Consider the following 16,480-nt stretch of genomic DNA (forward strand, 5'->3'; position numbering starts at 1 on the left):
CTTTGCCTCACTCGATCATGGCGGGCACCAAGCCGTGATGCGTTTGATAAAATTCCAAAAGGCGTTGCAGCCCAATTTTCAGAACAACCTTTCCTGACCGCGCCGACCATCCCAAGCGGCGCTCGGCCGATTCCATCCCCTCAAGGAAACAACAGACCCGCATCACCACATCGGACAGACCCGGCCCTAAATGATCCATTGCATCCAAGACACGTTTGCGCGCCGCGGCAGGCCCTTCGCCGATCCCACCATCGCCAAACACGCCGCGATCTGCCGAGGTCAAAAACCGATCCCAATTTTGCGCCACGCGCGGCCCCAATTGGGCGCGCTCAAAATCTTCGCGCAGGCGTTCAGCAGCCTGCACCAAAGGCGCGCTGAGAAACGGCTTGCCATCGGCGCCCTTGCGCCGCGCCAAGCCTGACAGGGGAGACTCGTTAAGGTTAACGCGCATCTGCGTATGGCTGCCATTGGCAAAATTTTCGCGCTTGATGCCATAATCAGCATGCTGCGCGGCAAAGACATTTGGCCCCTGCCCCAAATCCCCATCCGATTTGCGGCGGCGGCGATCTTCTTCGATCAGGCGTTTCAAGGCCAAACGCCCCGTTGGCGTAATCCGATAGGAGGCCACCCGCCCCTTGCGCGTGGCACATATCCAATCCTTCAGCACAAAAGATTGCGCGTGGCTGCGATCCATCACCGCCGTGCGGGTTTGCCCCCCTTCAAGATTTGGGCGCAAAACAACCGCGCGATCCATATCTTGAGCCACAACCAAAACCGCGTCTTTCTCGCAAAGACGGCGCAAGATACGCCGCGCCTCACCATCGCTATTAGGGGGAGATTTTTGCGCCTGCTTTGACGCATGAGCATTCGGAATTGAGGGCATAGGGGAAACATCCTTGGGAGGGAGAGGATCATCGAGATCGGCCAAAGCCTGATCTAAAAGCGGATCATCACGGGCATCTTCGATTTGGCGCACATGGCGCAATATCGTGCTGGGATGGCTGTGATAGGCCGCGGCGATTTTGGTGAAGGTCAGCCCGTAATGAACGTGGCAAATGTAGTGCTGCACTGGGTCTGAAAACTCCGTCAGCCGATCTGGGTCGGGAAGATCAATCTGATAGGTCAGATCATCATCAGTCATGGATGGAGCCCCCCAGATCAAACAACCATAGCGGTCAAGTTGTTAAAGATTTCCCGCAAAGGGTTACTGAAGGGTTAATTTTTGCGAATATGGGGAAAACTCTTTAAATTTCGTAAAGAAAAACGGGCCGCGCGCGCGCTGTACGCGGAATTCTGCAAGCCTTTGATATGCGAGTGCATTCTTGGGGGGTAAATCTTTATCAGAGAAAGACCCCTCCCCATGGCTGATTTGATGACCACCCTTCAAGATATGCGCCGCCCGCCTTCTCTTGTGCGCGCGGCGCGCTTTGCCGCCGCAGGTCAAAAACCCTTGCGCCAATCAAGCCAAGATCTTTTGGCACGCGAAGAAGCCCTCAATACTGCGCGCTTAAGCGGGGCCGCCCATTACTCGCCCACCCAACATATCACGACCCTTGCTGCGCTGATCCAACTGGCTGAGCGCAAAAGCACAGATGCATCTGCCGCAAAAGAAAACCGCCCCAGGCTTGTGGCATGGGGCGGCGAAAGATCGTGTGACCTAGACGCTCAGATAAAGGCGTCTGGCATCCCAGATTTGCGTTGCGCGATATAGGCCTTGAGGGCCTCGTCAACCGCAGGGTCTAGCGCGGGCTGGACATACTCCGACAGCATTTTGTCCACCCGCGCAGCCGCCAAGGCCACACTGTCACGGCTGCCCTCATCAACCCATGTTTCATAGGGCTTGTAATCAAGCACATTGGTTTTCCAGAAGGCGGTTTTGAAATTCGCCTGTGTATGCGCACAGCCCAAGAAATGCCCGCCCGGGCCAACTTCGCGCAACGCATCCATCGCTTGGGCATTCTCGTCAATCGGCACACCCGCCGCCAGATGGTGCAACACGCCAAGCTGATCCGCATCAAGCACGAATTTCTCAGGGCTTGCGGCCAAGCCGCCCTCAAGCCAACCGCAAGCATGCAGCATGAAATTCACGCCAGACAGCAAACCCATATTCAGCGAATTTGACGTCTCATAGGCTGCCTGCGCATCGGGCAATTTCGAGCCGTTAAACGACCCCGCCGAGCGGTAAGGCAAGTTCAAACGCCGCGCCAATTGGCCTGCACCATATGTGATTTGCGCAGCTTCTGGCGTGCCAAATGTGGGTGCGCCTGAATTCATATCAATTGATGTCACAAAGGCCCCGAATATCACAGGCGCGCCTTTGCGGATCATTTGGCTATAGGCGACAGCCACCATCACCTCGGCCAACACTTGGGTCAGCGTGCCCATAACCGAAACAGGCGCCATCGCGCCCCCCACGATAAAGGGCGAGACGATGCAAGCCTGATTATTCGCGGCATAAACCTCCAATGCGCCCATCATGGTTGCATCGAAAGTCAGCGGGGAATTGATATTGATCAGCGATGTCATGACCGTGTTATTGGTCGCGAAATCTTCGCCGAACAGGATTTTGCACATATCAACCGAGTCTTGCGCCCGCGATGGTTCGGTCACCGACCCCATAAAGGGCTTATCGCTCAGGCTCATATGCGCGTAAAGCATATCAAAATGGCGCTTGTTGACGGGAATATCGGTAGGTTCGCACACTGTGCCACCCGAATGGTGCAGCCATTTCGACATATAGCCCAGTTTCACGAATTTCTGAAAATCAGCCATAGTCGCATAACGGCGGCCACCGACACTGTCCCAAACGAAGGGAGGGCCGTAAACAGGGGCCAGCACCAAAGATTTGCCGCCGATCTCAACACTGCGCTCTGGGTTACGGGCGTGTTGGATAAACGAGGACGGCGCGGTTTTAATCAGGCTGCGCAGCAGTCCCTTGGGAAAGCGCACGCGCTCGCCGTTTACATCGGCCCCGACATCTTTCCACCGCTTCAGCGCCTCGGGATTTTCTACGAAATTGACACCGATCTCTTCGAGAACAGTTTCCGCGTTCGCCTCGATGATCTCCAGCGCCTCATCCGAGAGAATTTCGAGATTGGGGATTTTGCGTTCGATATATTTCGCCGCTTCAAGTTTGGGCGCGCTGCGCTCCGCACGGCGGGCGGCTCCGCCACCCCCTCTGCCCCGACGTCGATCTGCTGCTGCTTCGCTCATGATTTTGCCCTCTAGAAGTGACATAAATTTCAATCCCGCAAAAATTGCGGGGCAGGTGTGTTGCCGCTTTTATCTTGCGAAACAATGGGGGCGATGGCGATTTGCGCCATTTGCGAGGGGAAAGCGACATTCGCGCTCTTGCGCGCGCGCAAAGCCTCGCCTATGCGAAGCACATGACGATAGAACCCATTGCCCAATCCCATGAGCGGCTTCTGATCATTGATTTCGGCAGCCAAGTGACGCAACTGATTGCCCGCCGCCTGCGCGAGCAAAATGTGTATTGCGAAATTCACCCCTATCAAAATGTCGATGCCGCGTTTTTGGCGGAATTCGACCCCAAGGCGGTGATTTTCTCTGGCGGGCCAGATTCGGTGATGCGCGAAGGATCCCCGCGCCCGCCGCGCGCCGTGTATGATCTGGGCGTGCCGATCATGGGCATCTGCTATGGCCAGCAGGTGATGATGCAGGATCTCGGTGGCACGGTTGAGGCAGGCGAACACGCCACCGCCGAATTTGGACGCGCCTATGTGACAAAAACCACCGCCCAATCAGATTTTGTGGATGGATGGTTCAGCGCGGAAGATGGCCGCGAACAGGTTTGGATGAGCCACGGCGACCATGTCAGCAAAATTGCCGATGGGTTCGAAGTGCTTGGCACTTCCCCAGGCGCGCCTTTTGCGATCACCGCCGATGTGAACCGCCGTTTTTACGCGGTGCAATTCCACCCCGAGGTGCATCACACCCCCAATGGCGCGCAGCTCTATAAGAATTTTCTCTCCATCGCAGGTTTCCGCGGCGATTGGACAATGGCGGGCTATCGTGACCAAGCGGTCGCCGCCATTCGCGAACAGGTCGGCGATGCTAAGGTGATTTGCGGCCTGTCAGGCGGGGTTGATAGTTCGGTCGCGGCGGCCCTCATCCATGAGGCCATTGGGGATCAGCTCACTTGCGTCTTTGTGGATCATGGCCTGCTGCGCATGGGCGAGGCCGAGGAAGTGGTCACGATGTTCCGCGACCACATGAACCTGTCCGTGATCCACGCGCAAGAACAGGATTTGTTCCTTGGTGCGCTCGAAGGGATCAGTGACCCCGAAGTAAAGCGCAAAACCATCGGCAAATTGTTCATCGATGTGTTCCAGAAATATGCCGATGGCATTGAAGGTGCCGCCTTTTTGGCGCAGGGCACGCTTTACCCCGATGTCATTGAAAGCGTCAGCTTTTCTGGCGGGCCTAGCGTCACGATCAAAAGCCATCACAATGTGGGTGGCCTGCCCGAAAAGATGGGGCTGAAACTGGTCGAACCCTTGCGTGAATTGTTCAAGGACGAGGTGCGCGCCTTGGGGCGTGAACTGGGTCTGCCCGCACATTTCATCGGCCGCCACCCCTTCCCTGGGCCTGGTCTTGCGATCCGTTGCCCCGGTGAGATCACGCGCGAAAAGCTAGAAATCCTGCGCAAGGCCGATGCTGTTTATATCGACCAAATCCGTAAGCATGGGCTTTATGATGAGATTTGGCAGGCCTTTGTCGCGATCCTGCCCGTGCGCACCGTGGGTGTGATGGGCGATGGCCGCACCTATGACTACGCCTGCGCCCTGCGTGCTGTGACATCAGTTGATGGGATGACAGCGGATTACTACCCCTTTAGCCATGATTTCTTGGGCGAAACCGCAACGCGTATCATCAATGAGGTCAAGGGCATCAACCGCGTGACCTATGACATCACCTCGAAACCGCCCGGAACCATTGAGTGGGAGTGAGGCGCGAGCCTTAACTCTCGGGCGCTTGATACACACCTTGTTCCTTCAGAGCGTCAATCACCTCTTCGGGCATATAGGTCTCGTCATGGCGGGCGAGGATTTCGGTTGCTTCAAACACGCCATTAATCAGGCGGCCTGTGCCAACCATGCCTTCGCCCTCGCCAAACAGATCTGGCAAAACACCCGTGTAAGACACAGGGATGGACGCCGCGCCATCGGTGACGTTGAAGGTGATGGTCGCCCCTTGGCCGCGGCGCAAGGTCCCCTCCTCGACTAAACCGCCAATGCGGAAGGTTTTATTCGCTGCGGGCGGGTTTTCGGCCACCTCGGCGGGCGGCATGAAGAAATTGATGCCATCACGAAACCCATACCCAACCAGCGCGGTCATGCCCCCAAGGAAAAACACAGCCAGCATCACAATTTGAATACGGCGTCTTTTTTTCAATGTTTGCATCGTCTTACACCTATCATTCCATCACGCCGTCACGCGGGATCATGGGAAAAGCGCGAGGTTTTCTAACCCTTGCTTTTCGTCAAACCCAAGCATCAGATTGGCGTTTTGCATCGCTTGACCCGATGACCCTTTGCACAGGTTATCAAGCGCGGCAAAAACAATCGCGCGGCCCGCGCGCCGATCTTTTGCCACCCCTATATAGGCATGGTTCGAGCCGCGCACATCATGCGTTGAGGGGGCTGCGCCAAAGGGTAGCACATGCACGAAAGGCTCGGATGCATAGGTCGCGGCCAATGTGTCGTAAATCGCCTCAGCCTCGCCTTTGACATAAACTGTGGCCAAGATCCCGCGGTTAAAAGGGGCGAGATGGGGGGTAAATTGCACCTCAACCTTGCGCCCTGCGAGGGCTGAGAATTCTTGATCGAATTCCCCCAAATGGCGATGCGTGCCGCCCACCCCATAGGGATTTGTGCCTTCGGAGAGTTCAGCATGAAGCAGGTTCTCTTTAAGGCTACGCCCTGCCCCCGACACGCCAACCACCATGTTAATGATGATCTCGTCAAGATCAATCAGCCCCGCCGAAATCAAAGGCCGCAAGGCATATTGCCCCGTGGCCGCGTTGCAGCCTGTGCCTGCGACAAGGCGCGCCGCTGATATCTCATCGCGGTAAAATTCAGTCAGGCCATAGACCGCTTCGGCCTGCAATTCTGGGGCGGCATGGGGTTGGCCATACCATTTTTCATAGGCTGCAGGATCGCGCAGACGAAAATCCGCGGAGAGATCCACAATTTTCAAATCGCGCGGCAGATCTTTAATCACCGCCTGAGAGGTCGCATGGGGCAGCGCGCAAAAGGCCAGATCAATATTCGTGAAATCAATGTCTTCGATTTTCTGAAGAACGGGCAAATCTAAATGACGCAAAAAGGGAAACACATCCCCCATCGCCATGCCCGCCTTGCGCTCGCCCGACAGGGCCACGATGCCCATGCCCCCATGCCCATGGATCAGCCGCACCAATTCCGCGCCCGTATATCCAGAGGCCCCTAGGATCGCGATATTCTTTGTCATTCCATCTCTTTCATGCATCAGGAAGCTCTGCCTGTTCAAAGGCAATCTTGCGGCGCAAAAACTGTGTAGCTTTATTCGATACTTTTTGCGGGTCGCCTGTTGTCAAAAACTTCGTCACGGCCCCCGCACCTGCCATTTCAGGGCGGCGGGTCAGATAATCGGCCAAACTTTCGGCAACCAGATTGGGCTGGCTGTAAACGGCCACATCAGGGCCAAGGGCCGTGCGGAAATGCTCTTCAACCAGCGGGTAATGGGTGCAGCCCAAAATGGCCGCCTCGGGGCGCGGCATACGGCGCAACAGCGCCTCAACATGGCTGCGCACCATCGCCTCGGCCAAGATCATATCGCCCATCTCAATCGCATCCACCAAGCCGCCGCAGGGCTGTGCTTCGACATCAACGCCAATGGCGCGAAAGGCCAATTCACGTTGAAACGCTCGGCTTGAGACAGTTGCAGGCGTAGCAAAAAGCGCCACATGTTTTACCGCAACTTCGCGGGGGGGCGAGTTATCCCCCCATTGCCGCTCGGTCAGCGCCTCAATCAGGGGCACAAACACGCCAAGGACGCGCTTGTCTTTCGGAACCCATCCCTCCTGCATGCGCCGCAACGCGGCCGCAGAGGCGGTGTTACAGGCTAAAATCACCAGATCACAGCCTTGATCAAACAGGCATTGCACCCCGCGCGTGGTCAGGTGGTAGATATCTTCTGCATCCCGCACCCCATAGGGCGTGTGTGCGTTATCGCCAAAATACACCAACGGCAAATCGGGCAATCGCCGCGTGACCGCATCCAACACTGTCAGCCCGCCAAGGCCTGAGTCAAATATGCCGACCGCCATCTTCCTGCCTTTCATGCCGCTTGGCGAGACGCTTTTGATCAAATTCAAACCCGCGCAGGCGGGGGTCAATCGGCGTTTGGCTCAAGCGATAGGTTTCGCTGCGTAGAAAATCCATCAATGCGGGCGGATTGTCCAGATGAGCTGCCATATCTTGCCGCGAAATTGGCCTGCCCACAATCACCTCAAGCGGCACTTTCATCCGTTTGCGAAATTCACGGATCAGCAACCCCATGCGCAAGGTGACATGGATATGGCTCATGATCTGGAAAAGACGCGAATTCTGCCCTTCAAAGAAAATCGGGATCACGGTTGCCCCTGAACGCGCGACCATGCGCGCGGTAAAGACCCGCCAATCTGGATCCATCGGAACGCCAAAGGGCTTGGCCGCAGTCGAAACTGTGCCGCCAGGAAAAATGCCAATCGCGCCCCCTTGATCGAGATAGGAAAACGCGGCCTTGCGTGTGGTGATGTTTTGCGCAACCGCCTCTTTGGTTTCATCGAAAGAGACGGGCAGAATGATGCGCTCAAGATCGGGGGCCTTGCGGAAAATTTGATGCGCGAGAATGCGAAAATCCCCGCCACGGCGCTGCGATAAGATATGACCCATAATCAGCCCATCCAAAATGCCAAACGGATGGTTCGCAATCAAAATCAGTGGCCCCGCCTCGGGGATGCCCTCTAGCCCTGCCCCGTGATAGTTGATCTTCAGGCCGTAGCGATCGCACATCACCTGCCAAAAATCATGACCTGCCGCCACTTGATCCTCATAGCCTTCGGCACGGCGGATCAAGGACAGGCGCCCTGTCGTGTTTTCCAACAGGCGTATCACCGCACGCCCCATTCGGGTCTGCGCCGATGTCGCATAGGTGATATCACGCGCCACCTGATAGCGCTTTAATTTGCGGGGATGTTCTGTCATCCACGCCCCCGCTTCGGCCAACCCCAAAGGCAGATCAGCTCTAGCGCAACATGGGCGGCAGCTACCGCCGTGATCTCGCCCGTGTCATAGGGGGGGGAAACCTCAACCACATCGCCGCCGATTAGGTTAATCCCCGCCAATCCGCGCAGGATCAAGGCAACCTCACGGCTGCTCAAGCCCCCCCAGACAGGCGTGCCTGTTCCAGGGGCATGGGCCGGATCAAGGGCATCAATATCAAAGGAAAGATAGACAGGCGCATCACCAAGCCGCGTGCGAATTGCTGAAACCACATCCGCCACACCGCGCCGCGCCACATCTTGGGCACTGATGATTTCGATGCCCAGATTGTCGTCCACCACTGTGCGAATACCCACATGGATTGACCGCTGAACATCAATCAAACCTTCCTTCACCGCCTTGTAGCAGAAAGTTCCATGATCCACCCGCGCAGGTGCATCATCAGGCCATGTGTCGGTATGAGCATCGAATTGCAGCAGCGCCACGGGCCCGAATTTGGCCACATGGGCGCGCAAAATCGGCAGGGTGATCGAATGATCCCCGCCCAAGCTGATCACATTCGCCCCTTGGGCCAAAATGCCTGCGATATGCGCCTCAATTGCGGCGGGCGTCTGCGCGGGTTGCGCATAATCCAGTGCCATATCGCCGTAATCGGCAATCGCAAATTCCTCAAGCGGTGAGAAACCATCCCACCCAAAGGGCGGATCAAAAGGTTGCAAACTTGAGGCGGCGCGGATGGCGCGCGGGCCAAATCGGGTGCCTGCGCGATGCGTTACCGCCTGATCAAAGGGAATGCCCGTAATAGCCAGATCCACCCCCGATAGGTCTTTAGACAGTTTGCGGCGCAAAAAAGAAGGCACCCCAGAAAACGCATTCTCAAATGAAAGCCCTTTGAACGATCCCGCCGTAATGGCCAGATCAATTTGGCTTTTGGCATCTTCCAGCGCCATTTCGCGCCTCTCCCTTACTGTCCTTGATCCGTTCTGTTCCAGCTTTGGGAAAAACTCAAGCCAAACCCGCCGCGGCGACTGGCCTCAAGGGTTAAATTCGACTAGATCTACCCCAAAGATCAAAAAGGATGGGCAGATGACCGAGCAGACCGATAAATTGCGCCAAGATTTTATTGACGCGATGAGCCTTTGCGCGAATTCCGTCTGCGTGGTCAGCACCGATGGTGTTGCAGGTTTGGGCGGCTTGACCGTCTCAGCCATGAGTTCCGTTTCTGCAGACCCAGACACCCAAGCCGATGGCCCAACCATGTTGATTTGCGTTCATGCCAATTCGACATCTCTGCCTGTCATTCTGGAAAATGGCGTATTTTGCATCAATATCATCGGCCAAGGATCTGATAAGATAGCAGAAATTTTTGCAGGCCGGCATGGCCTCACAGGAGCTGTGCGCTTTGACGGGGTGGCCTATGCCCCGCTTGCCACGGGCGCGCCTGTTTTCTCAGATGCTTTGGCCGCCTTTGATTGCAGCATCTTAAAATCAGACACCATCGGGACGCATCATGTGATTTTCGGCGTGGTGCGCGCCGTGACCCTCTCCGATCAGACCGACCCGCTGATTTACCACAAACGCCGCTTTCGCGCCCTTGCGCCGGAAACCAAATAAAGGGATGCGCCATGTATGATCGTGATCTGATTGAAAATGGCGGCGGCTCTATGGCCCGCCTTCTCGAGATCATGCGCGCCTTGCGCGACCCAGAGGCGGGCTGCCCTTGGGATATCGAGCAAGATTTCGACAGCATCGCCCCCTACACGATTGAAGAGGCCTATGAGGTGGCCGATGCAATTTCGCGCCGTTCATGGGGCGAATTGCGCGGCGAATTGGGGGATCTGGTTCTGCAATCGGTCTATCATGCGCAAATGGCGGAAGAAGCGGGATATTTCACCTTTGACGATGTTCTGCGCGACATTTCCGACAAGATGGTCGCGCGCCACCCACATGTGTTTGGCGCAGAAAATCGCGACAAATCCGCAGACCAACAGGTCGAAGATTGGGAAAAGATCAAAGCCCGCGAGCGCGCCGCCCGTGCGAAAACGGGGGTTTTGGCCGATGTCGCACTCGGCTTGCCCGCCTTGATGCGGGCGGAAAAACTACAAAAACGGGCAGCACGCGTGGGGTTTGATTGGCCACAGATAGATCAGGTGATCGATAAAATCGCCGAAGAATCCGCTGAATTGGCCGAGGCGCGCGCGACCCTCCCCCAAGAGAAAATTGCCGAAGAAATGGGGGATTTGCTGTTTGTGATGGCCAATCTGGCGCGCCATCTCAAGGTCGACCCTGAAACGGCCTTGCGCAAAGCGAATGAAAAATTCACCCGCCGTTTCAATTATATAGAAAAAGAACTTCGGGCTGTTGGTCGCAGCGCAGATCAGTCCAACCTCGAAGAGATGGAAGCCCTGTGGCAAGAGGCCAAGACCAAGGGGCTGTAACGCCGCCATCTTGCCAAGCCTGTGATTTTAGCTACCTTCCTGCCTTGGCGCGATTTTGGGGCGCCTAACCTAGGAAAGCGTGCACTGATGAGCCAAGCAAACCAACAGCGCCCCGCATTGGCGGCGCTCTGGATGACGGGAGCAATTGTCGCCTTTACCCTAATGGCCATCGCAGGGCGCGCTGTCTCCTTTGAATTGGACACATTCGAGATCATGACCTATCGCTCGGCTGTGGGGGTTGTGGTGGTTGCGATCCTTGCCACGGTCTTTGGCAAATGGGGCGAGGTCAAACGCGACAAGCTGCCGATGCATATGGGGCGCAATATCTTTCATTTTGCGGGGCAAAATCTGTGGTTTTACGCGATCACTGTGATCCCACTTGCGCAGGTCTTCGCGCTTGAATTCACCTCGCCGCTTTGGGTCATGCTTTTGGCCGCCCTGTTTTTGGGCGAGCGTTTGACGCGACTCAAGCTATTTGTCGCGGTTGTGGGGTTCATCGGCATCCTTCTTGTCGTGCGCCCTTGGGTGGCGCCCCCCTCTGCGGGAATGATCATTGCCGCAGCGGCGGCGCTTTGTTTTGCCAGCACCGCGATTTTCACCAAGCGCCTGACGCAGAGCCAAACCATCACCTGCATCATGTTTTACCTCACCATCATGCAACTGGTCTTTGGACTGGTGTGCAGCCTTGCCGATGGGGATATGGCCTTGCCGACAGGGGGCAATGTCGCTTGGATTGTTTTGATCGGCTTTGCGGGGCTCGTGGCGCATTTTTGCCTAACATCCGCCCTCAGTGTCGCGCCCGCCTCGGTGGTGATGCCACTGGATTTTGTGCGCCTGCCTGTGATTGCCCTGATTGGGGTCATGCTCTATGCCGAACCCCTTGACGCCATGGTTCTTTTGGGGGCAGCCCTTATTTTTGGGGCGAATTACCTCAATATTACAGGCGCCGCGCGGTTAGAACGCCGCAATTCCGCTACCAGCTAAATGTAACTTTTTAGGTATTTTTTATATATGCAAGACGGGTGTGCTTGCGCTTAATGATCACCAAGGGGGATCATTGTAGGAGGGACACCCATCATGACCCGTAAGCGTTGGTTGCTTGCTCCCGTTTATTTACTTTTATGCAGCCTATGCATTGGCCAAGTCGCCCATGCAGGGGGCCTAGATCAAACCACATTCTCACCTCTCATCCTGTTCGAGGATGGCGGTTATGCCGAAATCAGCGCACAGCGCCGCGATATTACTGTGTCAGGCGCACTTGTCGCCACGCCAAACGTGGGCGCACAAAATGTCCTGCAAAACCGCACCACGCTGAATTTAGGATATAAGCAAGATTTGGGTGATCGCATGGGCGTGGCCTTGCAAATCACCACCCCCTATGCTGCCAACACCGCCTATAATGCGGCGGGCTATCCGCTGAACGGCACCGCTGCCACATTGGAAAGCCGTGCCATCACGGCGCTTTTGTCCTATGACATCGGCCAAAACGCCTTTGCTTATGGTGGTCTGCGCCTGTTGCAATCGGATGGTGATATTTACGTTTCGCTGAATGCAGGCTTGCCGAATGTCTTTTCCTACCGCTTTGATGGCGAAAGCGATACGGGCCTTGGCTATGTTCTAGGGCTTGCCTATAGCCGCCCTGAATTCGGCACCCGCCTTGCCCTTAGCTATACCAGCCCGATTGATTTGACGTTTTCAGGCCAAGAGGGGCGGGTATTAGGCGCGGCAGGCGCGACCCCTGCCCTCAGCGACACGCGGTTTGGCGTTGAGATGCCCGCAACCCTCAGCCTTGATTTTCAACAGGGCATTGCGACCAACACCGCCCTTTTTGGCCGCATTCAACAAAGCCGTTGGGGGGGATTTGAGATCAGGCCAAACCTTTACCCTGCGGGGGCATTGGTCACATATCGTGATGATGTCATGCGCTATGATTTGGGCGTCAAGCATCGCCTCAGCGCGGAATGGGGTATATCGGCCCTGTATTCGCAAGAACCGCAAACGGGCGGGCTATCTAGCAACCTTGCCCCCGTTGATGGCCTACGCGCCTTCACGCTTGGGGCCGAATATACGCGCGGCGGCGCGGCCATCGGGTTTGCCCTCTCTGAGGTGCGATTTGACGACACAACAACGGGGCTTGGAACCACGCCCTTTGCGCGGTTCAACGGAAACAGGGCAAGGCTTGTCACGATCAGTCTCAGCCATCGCTTTTAAGGCGGCGCGCAAAATCGCCATTGGAATTTGGCAGGTTTTCGGGATAGACCTGCCAAAACAAGGCTTTGGCAAAGGCGGCAGGCCCAATGGAAATGCTTTATAAATCCGCAAGCGATTGGCGTGCAGCGGCGCAAAAACAGGTTCTTTTTTTCGGGATGTCAGGCCTTGGCAAGACACGGCTTGCCAATTTGTTACGCGATGCTGGGGATTGGTTCCACTATTCCATCGATTACCGCATTGGCACCGCCTATATGGGCGAGCATATTGTCGACAATCTCAAACGTCAGGCAATGCAAGTGCCGTTTCTGGCAGATTTGCTGAAGTCGGATTCGATTTATATCGGCTCAAACATCACGTTTAACAACCTCGCGCCGCTCTCTACCTTCCTCGGAAAACCTGGTGATCCTGCCAAGGGTGGGGTCGGGTTTGAAGAATATATGCGCCGTCAGGCGCTGCATCGGCGCGCTGAGATCAACGCCCTTTTGGACACGCCCAGCTTTATCAGCCGCGCGCGCGACCTTTATGGATATGCCAATTTCGTCTGCGACACCGGCGGCTCTATTTGCGAGGTGGTTGACCCCAATGACCCGCAAGACGAAGTGCTGCGCACGCTTGCGCAAAATTGCCTGATGATTTGGATTGAAGGCAGCGAAGATCATACCGAGGAATTGATCCGCCGTTTCACCCGTGCGCCAAAGCCCATGTATTACCAACCGCAATTTCTGAATGCGCGATGGGCTGACTATTTGGCCGAAACGGGGCTGTCGCCCGATGCGGTCAATCCAGATGACTTTATCCGCAACACCTATGCGGCAGCCTTGCATCATCGCGCGCCGCTCTATCGCGACATGGCGAAGAACTGGGGCCTGAGGGTCAGCGCCGAGGATGTGGCGCGTGTGTCCGATGCACAAGATGTGATTGCTTTGATCGCCACAGCCCTTGAGGTGCGCGGCGAGATCACCTAAATCCCCTTTTCGCGCTGAAGATACGGATCAACAAATGCCGATAACCCTGCCAACCAGCCTGCCTGCATTCTCCATCCTTCGGGATGAGGGGGTGATGGTCATGGGGCGCAGCGCGGCAGAAAGCCAAGATATTCGGCCATTGAAAATTGGGCTTTTGAACCTGATGCCCAAGAAAATTCAGACCGAGACGCAATTTGCCCGCCTGATTGGCGCATCGCCCTTGCAGACGGAATTCTCGCTGATCCGCATGAGCGAACATGAAACAAAGAACACCGCCGCGGAACATATGGCCGAATTTTATCAGCCATTTCGTGATGTGCGCGACCAAAAATTTGATGGCCTAATCATCACAGGCGCGCCGATTGAGCATCTGGATTTCGAAGATGTGACCTATTGGTCTGAGCTGTGCGAAATCTTCGAATGGACGCAAACCAATGTCCATTCCACCTTTGGCATTTGCTGGGGCGGGATGGCGATGATCAATTATTTCCACGGCGTCAAAAAACATATGCTGCCCGCAAAGCAATTCGGGTGCTATCGGCATCGCAATCTGCAATCAGACAGCCCCTATTTGCGCGGGTTCTCCGATGATTTGGTGATGCCCGTCAGCCGTTGGACGGAAATGCGCCGCCCCGAGATCGAGGCCGCGGGTCTGCCCGTTTTGCTCGACAGTCCCGAGGTGGGCCCTGCCTTGGTCGAAGATAGCGCACATCGCGCGCTCTATATCTTCAATCATCTTGAATATGATAGCACCACCTTGGCCGAAGAATATCAACGTGATCTGGGCAATGTGCAGGTGGACGGGGCCAGTATCGCCCTGCCCGTCAATTACTTCCCTCACGATGATCCAAGCCAAAAGCCGCTCAACCGCTGGCGCAGCCATGCCCATCTTCTATTCGGCAATTGGATTTCGGAAATCTACCTGACGACACCCTTTGATATGGCGCGCATTGGTCAAGACAGCACCGATCTGCGGCGGTGATAGACGGGCGCAAGATGCGTCCCTATATTCATCCCAGTCTGCACTGGGAAATTGGCCATGATTGATAGAAAACCATTTGATGGCGCCATTACGCGCTATTTTGAAGACGATGCGCCCGAGGCGATCCGCGCGGCCCTAAAGACAGCCGAGACGTCCGACATTTTTGATCCGACTTATCCCTATGCTGCGCGGATGCAAAACAGTCTCTACATGGCTGAAATGACCGCATTACAAATCGAACTGGCAAAATTTCACGCATAGGTGCGCGAAACAGGGCAACGGATTGCCGTTATTTTCGAGGGGCGCGATGCCGCAGGCAAGGGTGGCGCGATTGCGCGCGTCATGGAAAACCTAAACCCGCGGGTGGCGCAAATTGTGGCCTTGTCGAAACCCAGCGAAACCGAAGCGGGGCAATGGTATTTCCAACGCTATATTCAGCATCTGCCAAGCCGCGGGCAAATTCGGCTCTTTGATCGCTCATGGTATAATCGGGGCGTTGTGGAACATGTGTTTGGGTTTTGCACCCCCACGCAACGCGAGGCCTTTTTTGCCCAAGCCCCACGGTTCGAGGATATGCTGCTTGAGGATGGGATCAGCCTGACGAAAATCTGGCTTAATCTGGGCCGTGCCGAACAACTGCGCCGCTTTTTGGCGCGTGAGAATGACCCGCTCAAACATTGGAAACTGTCGCGTATCGATGTCGATGGTCTGGCGAAATGGCACGAATACAGCGCCGCGATCCGCGAAACCCTGACCCGCACCCATACCGCGACAGCGCCGTGGCATGTGATCCGTGCCGATGATAAACGCCGCGCGCGTTTGGCGGTGATCCGACAGATTCTCAGCCAGTATGACTATCCAGAAAAAGACCCCAACCTTGCGTCTGCCCCCGATCCTGCCATAAGTGGCGGGCCTGAGGCTTGGACAGATCAAGGGGACAATGCGTAAACAGGGCTATCATCACGGCAATTTGCGTCAAGCCTTGGTTGAGGCCGCTTTGCGGTTGATCACCGAAAAAGGCCCTGCAGGTTTTACCTTGGCCGAGGCGGCCAAGGATGCGGGCGTGACCCCTGCCGCCGTGTATCGCCATTTTCAAGGCCGTGAAGAATTGATCACCGAGGCAGCCTTGCAAGGTCATGCGATCTTTCGCGAGGCGATGGAGGCCGCGTTCAACAGCAAATCTGCCCCTCTGGCCGCATTCGAGGCCACGGGCCGCGCTTATTTGCGTTTTGCGCAATCTTATCCTGGTCACTACATGGCCATGTTTGAAAGCGGCCTTTCGGCCAATGCCCATCCTGATTTGGCCCGTGCATCAGAAAGATCCCGCGCGATTTTGGAACGGGCCGCCGAGGCACTTAGCGCACAATTGCCCGCCGACAGACGCCCGCCTGCATCCATGTTTACCGCACATATCTGGGCCATGAGCCACGGGGTGGTCGAACTCTTTGCGCGCGGTCGCGAAGGTGGCAATGCCCCCTTCCCCGCCGAAGACCTTCTTGAGGCAGGGATCGGGATTTATCTGCGTGGTCTTGGCCTGCTCGACAAAGACTGTTAGCGCAGGACACAGGAGACGACACGCAGTGCCAAAAAAAATGGCACTGGCCCGTAAAATTTACA

Annotated in this window: 16 protein-coding genes and 1 pseudogene; 10 read left to right on the forward strand and 7 right to left on the reverse strand. The window is 56.0% G+C overall.

Going from position 1 to position 16,480, the window contains the following annotated elements; translation table 11 throughout:
• Window positions 1-7 precede the first annotated feature (7 nt).
• Window positions 8-1,141: a DUF6456 domain-containing protein gene (locus AAC620_RS03065; RefSeq protein ID WP_340242754.1), complete on the reverse strand. Its 1,134-nt coding sequence runs from the start codon at window positions 1,139-1,141 to the stop codon at window positions 8-10.
• A gap of 231 nt (window positions 1,142-1,372) precedes the next feature.
• On the opposite strand from AAC620_RS03065, the gene AAC620_RS03070 reads away from it, so the two are divergent.
• Window positions 1,373-1,711, forward strand: coding sequence for a DUF6477 family protein (locus tag AAC620_RS03070; protein WP_340242755.1), 339 nt, complete (start codon window positions 1,373-1,375; stop codon window positions 1,709-1,711).
• Here AAC620_RS03070 and AAC620_RS03075 read toward each other — a convergent pair.
• Complete coding sequence (locus tag AAC620_RS03075) at window positions 1,666-3,213, reverse strand: trimethylamine methyltransferase family protein (RefSeq protein ID WP_340242756.1); 1,548 nt, start codon at window positions 3,211-3,213, stop codon at window positions 1,666-1,668. The genes AAC620_RS03070 and AAC620_RS03075 overlap by 46 nt on opposite strands.
• Window positions 3,214-3,386: 173 nt before the next feature.
• On the opposite strand from AAC620_RS03075, the gene guaA reads away from it, so the two are divergent.
• Entirely contained in the window at window positions 3,387-4,970 is a 1,584-nt protein-coding gene (gene guaA / locus AAC620_RS03080; RefSeq protein WP_340242757.1) for a glutamine-hydrolyzing GMP synthase, read from the forward strand.
• A 10-nt stretch (window positions 4,971-4,980) separates the two neighbouring features.
• Here the strand turns inward: guaA and ccmE are convergent, their stop codons facing one another.
• The 5 genes from ccmE to speB are packed head-to-tail and all read right to left on the reverse strand — an operon-like array spanning window position 4,981 to window position 9,217.
• Entirely contained in the window at window positions 4,981-5,424 is a 444-nt protein-coding gene (gene ccmE, locus AAC620_RS03085; protein WP_340242758.1) for a cytochrome c maturation protein CcmE, read from the reverse strand.
• A 39-nt stretch (window positions 5,425-5,463) separates the two neighbouring features.
• On the reverse strand, window positions 5,464-6,492 hold the full coding sequence (gene argC, locus AAC620_RS03090) for an N-acetyl-gamma-glutamyl-phosphate reductase (protein WP_340242759.1): 1,029 nt from the start codon (window positions 6,490-6,492) through the stop codon (window positions 5,464-5,466).
• 10 nt (window positions 6,493-6,502) lie between these two features.
• Window positions 6,503-7,330, reverse strand: a complete 828-nt coding sequence (locus AAC620_RS03095) for a glutamate racemase (RefSeq protein WP_340242760.1) — start codon at window positions 7,328-7,330, stop codon at window positions 6,503-6,505.
• Window positions 7,311-8,249 (reverse strand): lysophospholipid acyltransferase family protein, encoded by a 939-nt coding sequence (locus AAC620_RS03100; protein ID WP_340242761.1) that lies wholly within the window; start codon window positions 8,247-8,249, stop codon window positions 7,311-7,313. Before AAC620_RS03100 ends, AAC620_RS03095 begins: the two co-directional genes overlap by 20 nt.
• On the reverse strand, window positions 8,246-9,217 hold the full coding sequence (speB, locus tag AAC620_RS03105) for an agmatinase (protein ID WP_340242762.1): 972 nt from the start codon (window positions 9,215-9,217) through the stop codon (window positions 8,246-8,248). The genes AAC620_RS03100 and speB overlap by 4 nt, the downstream gene beginning before the upstream one ends.
• 136 nt (window positions 9,218-9,353) lie before the next feature.
• On the opposite strand from speB, the gene AAC620_RS03110 reads away from it, so the two are divergent.
• The 8 genes and pseudogenes from AAC620_RS03110 (at window position 9,354) to AAC620_RS03145 (ending at window position 16,418) form a co-directional block, all read left to right on the forward strand.
• Window positions 9,354-9,881, forward strand: coding sequence for a flavin reductase family protein (locus tag AAC620_RS03110; protein ID WP_340242763.1), 528 nt, complete (start codon window positions 9,354-9,356; stop codon window positions 9,879-9,881).
• 11 nt (window positions 9,882-9,892) lie between these two features.
• Entirely contained in the window at window positions 9,893-10,705 is an 813-nt protein-coding gene (gene mazG / locus AAC620_RS03115) for a nucleoside triphosphate pyrophosphohydrolase (RefSeq protein WP_340242764.1), read from the forward strand.
• An 87-nt stretch (window positions 10,706-10,792) separates the two neighbouring features.
• On the forward strand, window positions 10,793-11,689 hold the full coding sequence (locus tag AAC620_RS03120; protein ID WP_340242765.1) for a DMT family transporter: 897 nt from the start codon (window positions 10,793-10,795) through the stop codon (window positions 11,687-11,689).
• Window positions 11,690-11,782: 93 nt separating this feature from the next.
• Window positions 11,783-12,916, forward strand: coding sequence for an outer membrane protein transport protein (locus AAC620_RS03125; RefSeq protein WP_340242766.1), 1,134 nt, complete (start codon window positions 11,783-11,785; stop codon window positions 12,914-12,916).
• 92 nt (window positions 12,917-13,008) lie between these two features.
• Window positions 13,009-13,881: an ATPase gene (locus AAC620_RS03130; protein ID WP_340243600.1), complete on the forward strand. Its 873-nt coding sequence runs from the start codon at window positions 13,009-13,011 to the stop codon at window positions 13,879-13,881.
• 34 nt (window positions 13,882-13,915) lie between these two features.
• Window positions 13,916-14,863: a homoserine O-succinyltransferase gene (locus AAC620_RS03135; RefSeq protein ID WP_317654589.1), complete on the forward strand. Its 948-nt coding sequence runs from the start codon at window positions 13,916-13,918 to the stop codon at window positions 14,861-14,863.
• A 57-nt stretch (window positions 14,864-14,920) separates the two neighbouring features.
• Window positions 14,921-15,811, forward strand: a pseudogene (ppk2, locus tag AAC620_RS03140) (polyphosphate kinase 2).
• A complete protein-coding gene (locus AAC620_RS03145; RefSeq protein ID WP_317654587.1) occupies window positions 15,804-16,418 on the forward strand; it encodes a TetR/AcrR family transcriptional regulator in 615 nt (204 codons plus the stop codon). Before ppk2 ends, AAC620_RS03145 begins: the two are co-directional and overlap by 8 nt.
• The last annotated feature ends 62 nt before the right edge of the window (window positions 16,419-16,480 follow it).

The organism is Roseobacter sp. HKCCA2468 (assembly GCF_037805105.1).
Taxonomy (GTDB): Bacteria; Pseudomonadota; Alphaproteobacteria; order Rhodobacterales; family Rhodobacteraceae; genus M30B80.

Excerpts from the sequence above, each read along its gene's own strand:
- AAC620_RS03065 (WP_340242754.1), bottom strand. The coding sequence starts at position 1,141 with ATGACTGATGATGATCTGACCTATCAGATTGATCTTCCCGACCCAGAT.
- AAC620_RS03070 (WP_340242755.1), top strand. The coding sequence starts at position 1,373 with ATGACCACCCTTCAAGATATGCGCCGCCCGCCTTCTCTTGTGCGCGCG.
- AAC620_RS03075 (WP_340242756.1), bottom strand. The coding sequence starts at position 3,213 with ATGAGCGAAGCAGCAGCAGATCGACGTCGGGGCAGAGGGGGTGGCGGA.
- guaA (WP_340242757.1), top strand. The coding sequence starts at position 3,387 with ATGACGATAGAACCCATTGCCCAATCCCATGAGCGGCTTCTGATCATT.
- ccmE (WP_340242758.1), bottom strand. The coding sequence starts at position 5,424 with ATGCAAACATTGAAAAAAAGACGCCGTATTCAAATTGTGATGCTGGCT.
- argC (WP_340242759.1), bottom strand. The coding sequence starts at position 6,492 with ATGACAAAGAATATCGCGATCCTAGGGGCCTCTGGATATACGGGCGCG.
- AAC620_RS03095 (WP_340242760.1), bottom strand. The coding sequence starts at position 7,330 with ATGGCGGTCGGCATATTTGACTCAGGCCTTGGCGGGCTGACAGTGTTG.
- AAC620_RS03100 (WP_340242761.1), bottom strand. The coding sequence starts at position 8,249 with ATGACAGAACATCCCCGCAAATTAAAGCGCTATCAGGTGGCGCGTGAT.
- speB (WP_340242762.1), bottom strand. The coding sequence starts at position 9,217 with ATGGCGCTGGAAGATGCCAAAAGCCAAATTGATCTGGCCATTACGGCG.
- AAC620_RS03110 (WP_340242763.1), top strand. The coding sequence starts at position 9,354 with ATGACCGAGCAGACCGATAAATTGCGCCAAGATTTTATTGACGCGATG.
- mazG (WP_340242764.1), top strand. The coding sequence starts at position 9,893 with ATGTATGATCGTGATCTGATTGAAAATGGCGGCGGCTCTATGGCCCGC.
- AAC620_RS03120 (WP_340242765.1), top strand. The coding sequence starts at position 10,793 with ATGAGCCAAGCAAACCAACAGCGCCCCGCATTGGCGGCGCTCTGGATG.
- AAC620_RS03125 (WP_340242766.1), top strand. The coding sequence starts at position 11,783 with ATGACCCGTAAGCGTTGGTTGCTTGCTCCCGTTTATTTACTTTTATGC.
- AAC620_RS03130 (WP_340243600.1), top strand. The coding sequence starts at position 13,009 with ATGCTTTATAAATCCGCAAGCGATTGGCGTGCAGCGGCGCAAAAACAG.
- AAC620_RS03135 (WP_317654589.1), top strand. The coding sequence starts at position 13,916 with ATGCCGATAACCCTGCCAACCAGCCTGCCTGCATTCTCCATCCTTCGG.
- AAC620_RS03145 (WP_317654587.1), top strand. The coding sequence starts at position 15,804 with ATGCGTAAACAGGGCTATCATCACGGCAATTTGCGTCAAGCCTTGGTT.